At 66.2% G+C, this 14,287-nt stretch carries 5 protein-coding genes, 1 pseudogene and 2 CRISPR repeat arrays; of the genes and pseudogenes, 2 read left to right on the top strand and 4 right to left on the bottom strand.

Going from position 1 to position 14,287, the window contains the following annotated elements:
• Window positions 1–218: 218 nt before the first annotated feature.
• On the bottom strand, window positions 219–1,865 hold the full coding sequence (locus tag ACQS5P_RS09185; RefSeq protein WP_428940594.1) for a hypothetical protein: 1,647 nt from the start codon (window positions 1,863–1,865) through the stop codon (window positions 219–221).
• Between the two features lie 490 nt (window positions 1,866–2,355).
• On the opposite strand from ACQS5P_RS09185, the pseudogene ACQS5P_RS09180 reads away from it, so the two are divergent.
• Together ACQS5P_RS09180 and ACQS5P_RS09175 are read left to right on the top strand one after the other, a co-directional pair.
• Window positions 2,356–3,096: pseudogene (locus ACQS5P_RS09180) on the top strand (ISAs1 family transposase); the annotation flags it as partial.
• 58 nt (window positions 3,097–3,154) lie between these two features.
• Entirely contained in the window at window positions 3,155–3,505 is a 351-nt protein-coding gene (locus tag ACQS5P_RS09175; RefSeq protein WP_428940593.1) for an ISAs1 family transposase, read from the top strand.
• Window positions 3,506–3,580: 75 nt separating this feature from the next.
• Window positions 3,581–4,087: direct repeats of the CRISPR family, unit length 32 nt; unit sequence GTTTCAATCCACGCTCCCGCGCGGGGAGCGAC.
• A 236-nt stretch (window positions 4,088–4,323) separates the two neighbouring features.
• A CRISPR array of direct repeats spans window positions 4,324–12,037; the repeat unit is 32 nt; unit sequence GTTTCAATCCACGCTCCCGCGCGGGGAGCGAC.
• A 222-nt stretch (window positions 12,038–12,259) separates the two neighbouring features.
• Here the strand turns inward: ACQS5P_RS09175 and cas2 are convergent.
• From cas2 to cas4, 3 genes are read right to left on the bottom strand one after another with little or no spacing between them, the layout of a single operon-like run.
• Complete coding sequence (cas2, locus tag ACQS5P_RS09170; protein ID WP_428940592.1) at window positions 12,260–12,550, bottom strand: CRISPR-associated endonuclease Cas2; 291 nt, start codon at window positions 12,548–12,550, stop codon at window positions 12,260–12,262.
• Between the two features lie 29 nt (window positions 12,551–12,579).
• Window positions 12,580–13,611: a type I-C CRISPR-associated endonuclease Cas1c gene (cas1c, locus tag ACQS5P_RS09165; protein WP_428940591.1), complete on the bottom strand. Its 1,032-nt coding sequence runs from the start codon at window positions 13,609–13,611 to the stop codon at window positions 12,580–12,582.
• Window positions 13,608–14,285, bottom strand: a complete 678-nt coding sequence (cas4, locus tag ACQS5P_RS09160; protein WP_428940590.1) for a CRISPR-associated protein Cas4 — start codon at window positions 14,283–14,285, stop codon at window positions 13,608–13,610. The genes cas1c and cas4 overlap by 4 nt, the downstream gene beginning before the upstream one ends.
• Window positions 14,286–14,287: the final 2 nt, after the last annotated feature.

The raw sequence follows: 14,287 nt of genomic DNA, 5'->3' as shown, positions 1-14,287 counted from the left end.
ACCCCGCCCAGCCAAGACTGAAGTTGCCGCCGACATGGGATCCTCCGTTCGCTCTTGCTTACTTGTCCGACTTGAACGTCGCTTCGCCGCTACACGGCCAGCTCATGCTCGAGGTGGTTTCGCCCTGGCCGCGATGCTCCGCATTCAAGGAGCACGTCTTTTCGCCGCTGGCGCCGCCGCGCGGCGCACAGCGGCACGGCGGCGACCTCACGTCCCGCTCAGGGCGAGCTGAGCAACTGCTCGTAGCGGGAGATCGCCTCGGCGTCATTACGGACCCGGGCGGCGTCCAGCCGGCGATGCAGCTCCGCGTGCCACGCCGCCTCCACGGCCTGACGGTGCTCCTCCCGGTAGCGCTGCGCCCGCTCCCGCTCGAAAGCGATCACCGCACCTAGCTCCGCCGTCAACTGCTGCTGGCCCTCGGGCGACATTTGCTGCGCGATCCCCGCCAGCAGTGCTTGCGCCCTGTCAAAATCCGTCTCCTGCACGTAGGCGCGGACGAGCATCCCCACCGCCGTCAACCGCGGCAGCTCCGACTCCGCTGCCGCCAGCGCCCGCTGCACCCACGGCTCGCCGCTCATCGGGTCCCAGTGCCCGCCCACCGCCTGGGCGTACGCGCGCGCCAACAACCACATCGCCTTGCGGTCCCCCACCAGCGTCGGGTCGGCCAGCTTCTCGTCCAGCCGCCGCTCCCAAGCCACCGCCTCCGCCGAAGAGGTGGAGTAGCGCCAACTCAAAAGCGCTGCCACCGACTCGCGCACGCCGCCTTCGCCGTCCACCAGGTTCTGCTCCAGGTACTCGCGCAGCTGCTGGTCCACGCACATGCCCGAGCGGCCGGCGTAGATCGGGTCGGCGTCGAAGCGGTAGATCCGCTGCTGTGCGCAGGCATCGACCACCAGCCGCCGCGCCTCGGCCGCCGCCGCCGAGTCGCTCCACTGCAGGTAGACCAGCGCCGTGGCCAGACCCTTGCGCGACCAGCTGCGCCAGCGGGTGCCGCCGACGATGCACTGGGCCGTCATCTCGCTGAGCTGGGACATGTCCCGGCCGCAACGGCCCAGCGCCACCCACAGATGCAGCATCTGGTCGAACTCCAGCCCCAGCAGTGCCGCGCGGTCAGGACCCAGGAAGCGAGCCTCCAGTATCCCCGCTACCTGATTCCTCTGCTCAGCGTTGAGCACCGGCGTGAGCGGGGGAGCCTGCAGACCCTCGCTGCGCAGCGGCTCGGTGCCGCCGGCCAACATCCGGTTCGCCTCGCTTGGCGCGGCCTCGGCGGCCAGACGCGGGATCGTCTGCTGGCGCTGTTCTAGGCTCAGCTGCGTTTCCACCGCCGCTAGGAGCTTCAGCCAGTTCTCGCGATCGGCCTCCGCCAGCGGCACGTCCGGGCGAAGCAGGTTCTGCCAGGCGTACGCCGCCAATGCCCTCCGCAGCGAGAGCATCGTCGGCGAGTCGGGCATGCCTGCGAACTGCTTGGCCAGGTCTGCCAGGTCCCCGATCCACAGGTTCAGCACATCGCTGAAGTCGGTGGGCGGGGGCGTCTCCGCGGCGATGCGGAGCAGCAACTGCTGCCACTGCTCCTGGCTCATCCTCGGCCCCAGCGCCTTGGCCAGGGCGTTACGCTGGGCGCGGTCGGCGTCGGGGAACTGGGGGTTGCCCGCCAAATACCTGGGAAACACGAACCGCAAAAGCTCGTTGGCCGCGTCGCTACTGAGCGGCCTCTGCGCCAACGTCACCAGTTCCGCCAACGTGTAATTCTGCCAGCCTTCCGGTAGGGACTGCTCGCTGGTCTGTGCGCCGCCGCGCACGCAGAGCAGGCACGTGACCAGCGGCACCAACGTGCAGATGCTCAGCTTGGGCACTTTCGCGTTCATGGCACGCTCCTGTTTTGTCCCGTCACATGCGCGCAACACCCCTGGGCCACCTAGTGCCTCGTGCGCGCCGACGGGGCACTCCGAGACTTCGCCCGGCAACGACGGAAACGTTGCGGTTGCATGATGTGCAACCGCGTTGAGATGTCAGCACACAATCAGGCTCAGAGGTCGGCAGCGGTACGACGCACGACGTGGGATCCGCTGCTGTACGGCCCTTGGCCCCCGGGCCCGCACAACCAGATCAGACTTTCGCATTACAGATTCGCCGGCGCGATCTGTCAAGAAAAATCCTCGAGTGTAGCTCGAAGATTTTATCCTTGCACCCGTTGAACTCATGGTACACTGCTCACCTCCAGGGGAAGCGCATATGACGCTATTGTAAGTTAGCGTCTGCTGGTGTTGCGCCAGGCCTTTAGTCTGCTATTGATGCCGTCCTGGTCGCGAGGCCTCGCGAAGGTTGATTCCATCGTCCCTTTCCAGGAGCTTTGCCATGGACGGCTCTGCGACCACTGGTCCTTTGCGCTTTTTTCTGGATCTGCCCGACCCGCGGGCAAAGAACGTGCGTCACCGCCTGATCGACATCCTGGTCATCGCCATCTGTGCCGTCATCTGCGATGCCGACGGCTGGGAGGACTTTGAGGATTTCGCCCGGGCCAAGCAGTCGTGGTTCAGGACCTTTCTGGACCTGAGGCATGGCGTGCCCTCGGCCGACACCTTCCGGCGGGTCTTTTCCCGTCTGGACCCCACGGCCTTTGAGCGGTGCTTCATGACCTGGATGAGTTCGGTCGTGAAACTTTCGGCCGGCAAGCTGGTGGCGATTGACGGCAAATCCATCCGCCGATCCTTCGAGCACGCCTGGGACAAGAGCGGCATGGCCCATCTGCTCAGCCTGTTTGTGCAGGACAACGGTCAGGTCTTCAGCCAGCTCAAGACCGAAGGCAAGGGCCGGGAACTGAGCGGCATCCTGCAACTGCTGGGGATGCTGGACCTGAACGGCGCGATCGTGACCCTCGACGCCTTGGGCTGCCAAAAGGAAGTCTGCCAGACGATTCTGGACCGCGGCGGGGATTACCTGCTGTGCGTAAAGGAAAACCAGCCTGCGCTTCACGATGCGTTGGTGCGAAACCTGGACGAGATGATCCTGGAGAAGTTCAAAGGAGTCGAACACGACTGCGACGAATCGACCGATGCGGATCACGGGCGGATCGAGACCCGGCGGGTGTGGGTGAGGAGCCGACCGGATCGACGGGTGGCTCAAAGTCGCGGGCGATTGGCCGGGACTGAAGTCCGTGGCTGTCGTCCAGGCCGTTCGCGACGTGCCGCTGGCAGGGGCAGGCGTGGAGCGACGCTACTACATCAGCAGTATTGCCAAACCTTCCGCAGCCCAGGTCGGCGACGCCATCCGCGGGCACTGGGGCGTGGAAAATGGACTGCACCATGTGCTGGACGTGAGCTTCCATGAGGATGACAGCCGCATCCGCAAAAACCACGCCCCGGAAAACGTCAGCCGCCTGCGGCGAATCGCCCTGAACCTGCTGAAAGACAAAGGCACGCGTTTCACCAAACGAGCCAGCATCCGCGGCCGTCGGAAAATCGCTGGCTGGGATCACCAGTTCATACTCAAGCTTATTGCTGGGTAGTCATATGCGTTTGCCCTGGCTCCCGCGCGGGGAGCGACATTTGACGTTGCCCTTCTCGTCCTTGATTGGGTACACGTTTCAATCCACGCTCCCGCGCGGGGAGCGACCCGACATGGAGCGAGGTTTTTGTTCCACCGCGGAGGGTTTCAATCCACGCTCCCGCGCGGGGAGCGACCCGAATCGAGACTGAAGGGAGCAGCGACATGGCAGTTTCAATCCACGCTCCCGCGCGGGGAGCGACAAGACCACCGAGATCGCCGGCCTGCTGGGCTGTGATGTTTCAATCCACGCTCCCGCGCGGGGAGCGACGCGTAGCAGGCAAAACAGCAGACCCATTTGCCCATGTTTCAATCCACGCTCCCGCGCGGGGAGCGACCCCCCGGTGGATCGTTCCGCCGCCGCCGCTGCTGGAGCGGGTTTCAATCCACGCTCCCGCGCGGGGAGCGACACCGCGCTGCGCTGCTTGCCGCGGTGCATCACCCGTTTCAATCCACGCTCCCGCGCGGGGAGCGACCCGCGTGCAGCAGCCGTTGCGCCGCGGCATCATCCTGTTTCAATCCACGCTCCCGCGCGGGGAGCGACCGGCGGGCACGGTGGCGCTGTCGGCCTCGGCAACGTTTCAATCCACGCTCCCGCGCGGGAGCGACTCCCACGCCCCCCTCAAGCTGTGCCAGCAGTCGCAGCAGGTGTTTCAATCCACGCTCCCGCGCGGGGAGCGACCGCTCTCTTCGCCCACCTCGGCCACGCGATCGTTGTTTCAATCCACGCTCCCGCGCGGGAGCGACGTCGCTACCCACAGCGGCGTCTTCGCGTGCATCGGTTTCAATCCACGCTCCCGCGCGGGGAGCGACAGCGTGATTTCGGGTTGGCCGTGCCGCAGGCATAGCCAGTTTCAATCCACGCTCCCGCGCGGGGAGCGACCAGTCGAAATCGATAATGCGCGTCCCTGCTGATTGTTTCAATCCACGCTCCCGCGCGGGGAGCGACGCACATCCACGCCCGCCGCCCTCCGCAGTCGCGAGTTTCAATCCACGCTCCCGCGCGGGGAGCGACAGGGGATTGAAAATCTACTGGGCAACAAGGCAGTCTACTGGTTTCAATCCACGCTCCCGCGGGGAGCGACTCCGGTCAGCGCGCGGATGGCCAGATCAACCTGCTGTTTCAATCCACGCTCCCGCGCGGGGAGCGACCGCGCAAGGCTGACGGCGCACCTGGTGCGCTGCACGTTTCAATCCACGCTCCCGCGCGGGGAGCGACTCCACGCCGTGTTGCGATCCAGCCCGTGAAACCGCTGTTTCAATCCACGCTCCCGCGCGGGGAGCGACCGCGCTGCCCGGGCGCTGCTGTAGCTGGTGCGCGAGTTTCAATCCACGCTCCCGCGCGGGGAGCGACCGCGCAAGGCTGACGGCGCACCTGGTGCGCTGCACGTTTCAATCCACGCTCCCGCGCGGGGAGCGACTCCCACGCCCCCTCAAGCTGTGCCAGCAGTCGCAGCAGGTGTTTCAATCCACGCTCCCGCGCGGGGAGCGACCGCTCTCTTCGCCCACCTCGGCCACGCGATCGTTGTTTCAATCCACGCTCCCGCGCGGGGAGCGACGTCGCTACCCACAGCGGCGTCTTCGCGTGCATCGGTTTCAATCCACGCTCCCGCGCGGGGAGCGACAGCGTGATTTCGGGTTGGCCGTGCCGCAGGCACAGCCAGTTTCAATCCACGCTCCCGCGCGGGGAGCGACAGGGGATTGAAAATCTACTGGGCAACAAGGCAGTCTACTGGTTTCAATCCACGCTCCCGCGCGGGGAGCGACTCCGGTCAGCGCGCGGATGGCCAGATCAACCTGCTGTTTCAATCCACGCTCCCGCGCGGGGAGCGACCGCGCAAGGCTGACGGCGCACCTGGTGCGCTGCACGTTTCAATCCACGCTCCCGCGGGGAGCGACTCCACGCCGTGTTGCGATCCAGCCCGTGAAACCGCTGTTTCAATCCACGCTCCCGCGCGGGGAGCGACGCGGTGACAATCGGCGGGCACGTGAGATGACGACAGTTTCAATCCACGCTCCCGCGCGGGGAGCGACCGCGCTGCCCGGGCGCTGCTGTAGCTGGTGCGCGAGTTTCAATCCACGCTCCCGCGCGGGGAGCGACCAGGCGAGACTTGACTGACATTCGAGGAATCGCATGTTTCAATCCACGCTCCCGCGCGGGGAGCGACCTTTTCGATCATTTCCATTTCCGGGTCTGGAGCTCCGAGTTTCAATCCACGCTCCCGCGCGGGGAGCGACTCCAGGTACGGGTTGTCGGTCATTCGCGCCGGCACGTTTCAATCCACGCTCCCGCGCGGGGAGCGACTCGGGGTCGTAACGGCGGACACCAAACCGATGGAGTTTCAATCCACGCTCCCGCGCGGGGAGCGACCCGGCGTGAACCCGAACAGCGCCGGTTTGTAGGTCGTTTCAATCCACGCTCCCGCGCGGGGAGCGACCCGCGTGCGGCTATCTGTGGACGACGCGGTGCAGGACGTTTCAATCCACGCTCCCGCGCGGGGAGCGACTCGCATGGCCCCCGCCCCGGAGCTGGTCCATGCCACCGTTTCAATCCACGCTCCCGCGCGGGGAGCGACCATGGAAAAGACCTATCAGGTTCACTGGTCTGATGTTTCAATCCACGCTCCCGCGCGGGGAGCGACGTGCCGGTCCCCGAATGGGGCGGCGAGGTGATCGTGGTTTCAATCCACGCTCCCGCGCGGGGAGCGACTGGCTCGCAGCGTCCCGACCACAAACCTGTCTGTCGGTTTCAATCCACGCTCCCGCGCGGGGAGCGACCGGGCCGTCGGCGATCGACTGTATTCGGTACTTCAGTTTCAATCCACGCTCCCGCGCGGGGAGCGACTCCATGCCCGCGTCGATGCCGGCACGGACGCCGCGGTTTCAATCCACGCTCCCGCGCGGGGAGCGACCGCTCGTTTTGATTCCGGTATCGACGATGATTACGATGTTTCAATCCACGCTCCCGCGCGGGGAGCGACCGCAGCGTCGCCGGTGAGCCTGTCGTCCGTTCCATCGTGTTTCAATCCACGCTCCCGCGCGGGGAGCGACCCAGACGTTGGCTGGGAAGTAGTAGACGTTTTTACGGTGTTTCAATCCACGCTCCCGCGCGGGGAGCGACCAGGTTCCTATCGATTTTCGCCTGGATGTAGCCCGGTTTCAATCCACGCTCCCGCGCGGGGAGCGACCCGACGACGGATCGTCCGCCACCAATACGCCCGGTAGCGGTTTCAATCCACGCTCCCGCGCGGGGAGCGACTTGGTCGATGCCGCATGAGATTGGCCTCGGATCCGTTTCAATCCACGCTCCCGCGCGGGGAGCGACACCCAAGCGAGAGGCCCAGCAGCGCGAGGCCGAGCAGTTTCAATCCACGCTCCCGCGCGGGGAGCGACTCGAGGTCCTGATTCGCCGCAGCAGCGGGCGCACCGTTTCAATCCACGCTCCCGCGCGGGGAGCGACTCTTCGGTCGCTTGGCATTCAGCCTGATGAAGCAGTTTCAATCCACGCTCCCGCGCGGGGAGCGACAGGTACTCGCCTACCTGCGGCAGAGGTTTGGGCTGTTTCAATCCACGCTCCCGCGCGGGGAGCGACTGTGGATGATCGTCGATCGCCGGCGGAGGAAGCAGTTTCAATCCACGCTCCCGCGCGGGGAGCGACCCGGCGAGCGCACGGCGCCGGGGGCGATCTACGAGTTTCAATCCACGCTCCCGCGCGGGGAGCGACCGCGAGCCTGCACGCTACGCAGCAGGTCCAACGCGGTTTCAATCCACGCTCCCGCGCGGGGAGCGACCTGCGCAAACGCAACGCCTGGGGGCTGGTGAGCCAGTTTCAATCCACGCTCCCGCGCGGGGAGCGACCTCGCCCGCGCCGTGGCGAATGACGTCGGAAGTGAGTTTCAATCCACGCTCCCGCGCGGGGAGCGACCCGCCAAGGTCTCCGGCGGAACGATGAGTTTCCCCAATGTTTCAATCCACGCTCCCGCGCGGGGAGCGACTATTCCCGCAAGGAGGACATCACATGAGACCGGATGTTTCAATCCACGCTCCCGCGCGGGGAGCGACGCGTTCAGCGCATCACAGCGTTCTGCCAGCGGAAAAGTTTCAATCCACGCTCCCGCGCGGGGAGCGACTTTCCGCCACGCCGCATAGGCGGCGATGTCCAGCGTTTCAATCCACGCTCCCGCGCGGGGAGCGACGCCGCAGCTTCAATGGGCGGTGCGGCTTGATCCCGGTTTCAATCCACGCTCCCGCGCGGGGAGCGACCCGCCAATGCCGGGGAAATCCGCGTGGTGGTCAACCGTTTCAATCCACGCTCCCGCGCGGGGAGCGACCTGGCCATGCACGCGGTGCGACGGGTTGCCAATTCCTGTTTCAATCCACGCTCCCGCGCGGGGAGCGACGCTGCTGGGCCTCTCGCTTGGCCGAGCCAGCCCGGTTTCAATCCACGCTCCCGCGCGGGGAGCGACCTCGTGGAAGCGGTCGCGGATCTGCGCCTCACAGTTTCAATCCACGCTCCCGCGCGGGGAGCGACCCGTAGACGCATCGCAGGCCGCCCCGCGATGGATTGTTTCAATCCACGCTCCCGCGCGGGGAGCGACTCCGCGGGCCCGCCGCCGCCCGCTGCGCCGAAGAAGAAGTTTCAATCCACGCTCCCGCGCGGGGAGCGACTTCGGGAACTTGGACGAAATCAGCGTCCACCGCTGTTTCAATCCACGCTCCCGCGCGGGGAGCGACGCGCGTCAACCTGGTCGTCGTGCGCGCCAGGGTTCGGGTTTCAATCCACGCTCCCGCGCGGGGAGCGACCCGCAGACGATTTCGGGAACGTATCCGAGATCGTCGAGTTTCAATCCACGCTCCCGCGCGGGGAGCGACGTATTGCGCCACTGGACAGCTAGACGCCCGCCACGGTTTCAATCCACGCTCCCGCGCGGGGAGCGACACGGTTCATGGACTATTCATCAGCTCGGCAGCGTGTTTCAATCCACGCTCCCGCGCGGGGAGCGACGCGGGCACGCAGGTCGGCAAATCGACGATCCAAGAGTTTCAATCCACGCTCCCGCGCGGGGAGCGACCGGGTTTCGTCCAGCGTCGGTTGATCGCCAGTGTGTTTCAATCCACGCTCCCGCGCGGGGAGCGACCCGCAGCATCAACCGCATCCAGATAGCACGGATACAGGTTTCAATCCACGCTCCCGCGCGGGGAGCGACGCGCAAGCCGATCCTCCGGCAGCACGACCCCAACAGTTTCAATCCACGCTCCCGCGCGGGGAGCGACCCGAGGAGCGGGCAGCCGAGCGGCAGCGCGAGCAGGTTTCAATCCACGCTCCCGCGCGGGGAGCGACGCCGTTCAGGCAGTTGACGTTTTGGGATTGATGAGTTTCAATCCACGCTCCCGCGCGGGGAGCGACATCCACGACCGCGCGCGATGTCGTCGGTCCGCGATCGTTTCAATCCACGCTCCCGCGCGGGGAGCGACGCTCCCGCACGCTGCGGCCCATCGCGAGCGCTAGGCGGTTTCAATCCACGCTCCCGCGCGGGGAGCGACCGCCTTCACCACGCCGCGGGTGCCGCCATACAGCAGTTTCAATCCACGCTCCCGCGCGGGGAGCGACGCCGCGGAACGACGGTCTGGAGTGCGGCCAATTTTGTTTCAATCCACGCTCCCGCGCGGGGAGCGACGTGGACCAGCCTGGGACTCAGACCGAATTCGAGATCGTTTCAATCCACGCTCCCGCGCGGGGAGCGACCTCCCGCACGCTGCGGCCCATCGCGAGCGCTAGGCGGTTTCAATCCACGCTCCCGCGCGGGGAGCGACAAGGAGCAGAGCGTCGATCGCCAGCGCGACGACGTGTTTCAATCCACGCTCCCGCGCGGGGAGCGACATCACGGGCGGCTTTGGAGATTGGATTACGGTAGTGTTTCAATCCACGCTCCCGCGCGGGGAGCGACGTGCTCGGCTCAACATCAGCCGGCTTGGCCGGCAAGGAGGTTTCAATCCACGCTCCCGCGCGGGGAGCGACCCCAGGAATCGGACGCTGGGGTGATAGGCTCTCCAGGTTTCAATCCACGCTCCCGCGCGGGGAGCGACGTGGCGCAGCATGCGCAGGACATTCGCCGCAGGTTTCAATCCACGCTCCCGCGCGGGGAGCGACACTGCGTACGCTGCGGATCATCCAGCCCCATCGGTTTCAATCCACGCTCCCGCGCGGGGAGCGACACGCTGGGCGCGATCGTCCAAATCGGCGGCGGTCTGGTTTCAATCCACGCTCCCGCGCGGGGAGCGACCCGGGTACGTACACCGCGCGGCTTGAGAACCTTCAGTTTCAATCCACGCTCCCGCGCGGGGAGCGACGTGACCTCGCCCCCGTCCACCAGCGCCGCGCCCAGGTTTCAATCCACGCTCCCGCGCGGGGAGCGACGTGGAGACTGGCGGCGATCAGACGCTTGTCGAAGGTTTCAATCCACGCTCCCGCGCGGGGAGCGACGTCGTATCGGTAGTATCGCCCGCCGCAGGCAGGTCCTGTTTCAATCCACGCTCCCGCGCGGGGAGCGACCCCGACGTTGGCCCGCTGTCGCCGGCAATGCGCGTGTTTCAATCCACGCTCCCGCGCGGGGAGCGACATCTTGGCGTCCTGGATCAGATCGCGAAAACCCAGGGTTTCAATCCACGCTCCCGCGCGGGGAGCGACGCGCTCGATCAGCCCGCGCGAGAATTTCGCAGGGTGGTTTCAATCCACGCTCCCGCGCGGGGAGCGACACTCCGCGCGCCGTTTGCTCGTGTGTTCTGGGCTGGTTTCAATCCACGCTCCCGCGCGGGGAGCGACTGCCGGATCAGTTTCGCCAGCAGATCACGCGTCTCGGCGTTTCAATCCACGCTCCCGCGCGGGGAGCGACCGGCGGAACGAGCCGTATGGAACCGGTGAAACATGTTTCAATCCACGCTCCCGCGCGGGGAGCGACGCCATCGACACGTTGCCAGCTGTCGGTCGGTCGGGTTTCAATCCACGCTCCCGCGCGGGGAGCGACGCAGCAGCGTGCCGCGGCTGCGGCGGCCGAGGATGTTTCAATCCACGCTCCCGCGCGGGGAGCGACAGGCTGACTCTGTTCATCGCTCGCAGGCTGTGCGGGTTTCAATCCACGCTCCCGCGCGGGGAGCGACATTGGGACAGCGACGGCCAATATACGGGTGTGCCGTTTCAATCCACGCTCCCGCGCGGGGAGCGACGTTGGCGCATTCAACCGCTGGTCCATCCTCACGGTGTTTCAATCCACGCTCCCGCGCGGGGAGCGACCGGGCCGACAATGCCGGCGGTTTTGGCCTCGGCCAGTTTCAATCCACGCTCCCGCGCGGGGAGCGACCAGGAGGCAACATGATGATACTCGATGCACGATTCGTTTCAATCCACGCTCCCGCGCGGGGAGCGACAGCGCCAAGACCGCGCGCGAGGACGGGGGTTTCGGGTTTCAATCCACGCTCCCGCGCGGGGAGCGACGCGAACGCGACCAGCTTGGACGCCGCGGCCTCGAGGTTTCAATCCACGCTCCCGCGCGGGGAGCGACGCCAGATCCTCACGCCGCACTCTGGACGGGAAAAGTTTCAATCCACGCTCCCGCGCGGGGAGCGACTTCGCGCTCATCACGAATGGCAGCGTATATTCGGTGTTTCAATCCACGCTCCCGCGCGGGGAGCGACCAGCGGCGGCACGCTCTCGCTCAGCGCAGCGCAGACGTTTCAATCCACGCTCCCGCGCGGGGAGCGACTGCGACGCACGGTCAGGTAGGTGATCTGTCCTCCGGTTTCAATCCACGCTCCCGCGCGGGGAGCGACTCGGCGATCCCAAGCCTGCGGGCCCACGGCAGCAGGTTTCAATCCACGCTCCCGCGCGGGGAGCGACGCCGGCGTTCTGATACGCGATGCAACTGACGAGGCTGTTTCAATCCACGCTCCCGCGCGGGGAGCGACGCTGGGACAATTGATTGATGCGCTGGAGCGGGCGGTTTCAATCCACGCTCCCGCGCGGGGAGCGACCCCTCGACATCCAGCCAGATCGCATCGCATGCCGGTTTCAATCCACGCTCCCGCGCGGGGAGCGACCGATCACAAACCGCAATCGCCTGCCCCGCGCAAGTTTCAATCCACGCTCCCGCGCGGGGAGCGACGCCTGGTATGCATCGCCTTTGTCCAGCGTCATCGTGGTTTCAATCCACGCTCCCGCGCGGGGAGCGACGCCGCGCGGGACGACCAGACTGGCGTCGGTCGGGTTTCAATCCACGCTCCCGCGCGGGGAGCGACGAGATCACCGCGTTGTGTCGTGCCAGCGCGGCGGCGTTTCAATCCACGCTCCCGCGCGGGGAGCGACGTGAATCCGGTGATCAGCACGATCGCGATGCGCATGTTTCAATCCACGCTCCCGCGCGGGGAGCGACCTGCGTGCCGGCGCAGATCCAGATTTCCTCGACACCGTTTCAATCCACGCTCCCGCGCGGGGAGCGACCGCATATGCATAAACCCAATCCCGCTCGGCAGCAAGAGGCCCTTGACCGCGAACCCTGCAGGAAGCTGGCAGGCGCGATGTTCCGCACCTGCGGACGCGGTGGTTATTCACTTGTCAAAGATCAGTTTAGCTAAATCGCGAATCCTCGGGCCATGTGGCCAGCGCTGGCGGTTCGCGGGGGCCGCATCTGCGGCGCAGCCCATCAAGCCGCGGTGTACCTGGTCAAGCAATCAGCGGGCCGGAGAAGTCCACCGAGGGCTTGCAGCCGTGGTGCTCGACCTTTTTGCGCTGGCCGGAGCCCAGGAAATAGAACCGCAAGCTGTCCTGCCGGGCATCAAAGATGTCCAGAAGGCGGAGCTTGAGACGGGCGAACTGTTCGGGATCGACCTGGCACTCAAAGACCGAGTTCTGGACTCTCTGGCCGAAATCCTGGCAAGTCCTGGCGACCCTGGCGAGCCTTCGCCGGCCCTGGGGCGTCGTTGTCGATACGTCGTAGGTGACCAACACGAGCATGGCATGAAGCTCCGAATTCGGGTTTCGCGTCACTGCCAGATGAACGGCGGATAGGCGTCCAGGTCGCCGCGCAGGTGTCGGGCCAGCAGCAGCGCCTGAAGGTGAAGAATCAAGCCGACACTGACCTTTTCGTTGAGGAACGGATGCGAGATCTGCTCCTGCTTGCGTTTCTGGTAGGCGACCAGGACGGCTCTTCGGGTGTTGTCGTCCATCGAGACAGCGGCGGTCTCGGCCACGACGAAACCGTCGGGCGAAATCTGCCTGCGGTTGATCAACGAAAGGGCGAGTCGATCGGCGAGCACGGGCCGGAGTTCTTCCATGAGGTCCAGCGCCAGTCCTGGCCGTCCCGGCCGATCGCGGTGAAGGAACCCGACGGCCGGATCCAGCCCGACGGCCTCGCACGCGCATCGCGCGTCGGCGGTAAGCAGGGCATACAAGAAGCTCAACAGGGCGTTGATCGGATCGAGCGGCGGACGCCGACTGCGCTGGCGGAAGCTGAACGACTGCTTCTGTGCGGTGATGAGGTGATCAAACGCGGCGAAATACTCGGCGGCGCACTCGCCCTCGATTCCGCGCACGCGGTCCAGCTCGGTGTTTGGCGGGCAGCAGTGCAGCGACTGTCCCAGCCGATTCGCCGCCTGTTGCAGCGCGGCGGCGCCCGGCGACTGGGGGTAGTCGCGGGTACCGCGTAGCAGTACCTGCCGTGAGTTGGCGATCTTGCCCAGGACCATGGCGCGCGCGATCGCGGCGCAGTGGCCGGGGTCGTCGGCGGCGCGGTACTGCTGGCGACGGAGCAGGACATTGCCGGAGGTAAAGCCGCTGACCCGGGCCAGGAACCTGCCCTGCCGGCTCATGAAGCTGATCCCCACGCCCCGTTCTCCGCACAATCCCATCAAGGACGGGCTTGCCCCGACGCGGCCGAAGCAGACGATCCCGCCGAGATTGTGGACAGGCACTTGCAGCCGTGTCTGCTTTTGAACGCGCACGAGCACGGACTCGCCCTGCCTGGCGAGGTAGGCGCCCTGGGTGGTCACGAACAGCGTGTTCAGATGCTGCTTCATGGCGGCTGGTCCTCCTGGGGCGGCGGTTCGGTGAGCACGCGGTTGATGGAACGGTCCAGGTATGCCGAGCCGCTCAGTCGCGAGGCTCCCACCGCGCAAGTCGGCAGGCAGATCCGCAGCAGTGAGCAGCGGTCGCACTTGCGACGCTGGTACACGGCTGGCGGCGTGTGGCCCGAGCGCAGCAGATCGTGCAGGAGCTGGACCGTTTGCTCGGTGAGCCGTCGCAGCGGATCGTCGAAGGGAACCTGAAGCCGCCGGCGGATGCGGGCGTAGAACAGGGCGCCGGCGTGCACGGACGTGCCGAGCATCTCCTCCAGGCACAGCGCCTGGGCGCACAGTTGAACTTGATCGGCGTGGTGGGGCTTGGGCCGGCCCCGCTTGTATTCTACGGGAAACGCGGTGACTGCGCCGCAGGCGGATGGATGGAACTCCACCACGTCTGCCTTGCCCCACAAGCCCAGTCGCAGCGACCGCAGCGGTACGCTGCGGGCGATGCGCAATGCTCCACAGCTTTGGGCTTTGGCGGAATCTGCACGGTGATGCAGGTGCCGGCCCTCGACGGTCTGCCTGTTTTCGGCCCAGAGCCGCTCGACGTGGATCAGGGCGCACTGCCGCGGGCAGTAGAGCAGGTGCTGCAGGGCGCTGATCGGCAGCAGCTCGTCGTCGCAGAACATGA

The organism is Fontivita pretiosa, assembly GCF_050410795.1.
GTDB classification, from domain to species: domain Bacteria; phylum Planctomycetota; class Phycisphaerae; order Tepidisphaerales; family Tepidisphaeraceae; genus Fontivita; species Fontivita pretiosa.
Note: the sequence above shows the minus strand (reverse complement) of the source record. Positions and strands in the feature narration are given on the sequence as shown.

Coding starts and splice junctions, on each gene's coding strand:
- ACQS5P_RS09185 (WP_428940594.1), bottom strand. CDS start 1,865: ATGAACGCGAAAGTGCCCAAGCTGAGCATCTGCACGTTGGTGCCGCTG.
- cas2 (WP_428940592.1), bottom strand. CDS start 12,550: ATGCTCGTGTTGGTCACCTACGACGTATCGACAACGACGCCCCAGGGC.
- cas1c (WP_428940591.1), bottom strand. CDS start 13,611: ATGAAGCAGCATCTGAACACGCTGTTCGTGACCACCCAGGGCGCCTAC.
- cas4 (WP_428940590.1), bottom strand. CDS start 14,285: ATGTTCTGCGACGACGAGCTGCTGCCGATCAGCGCCCTGCAGCACCTG.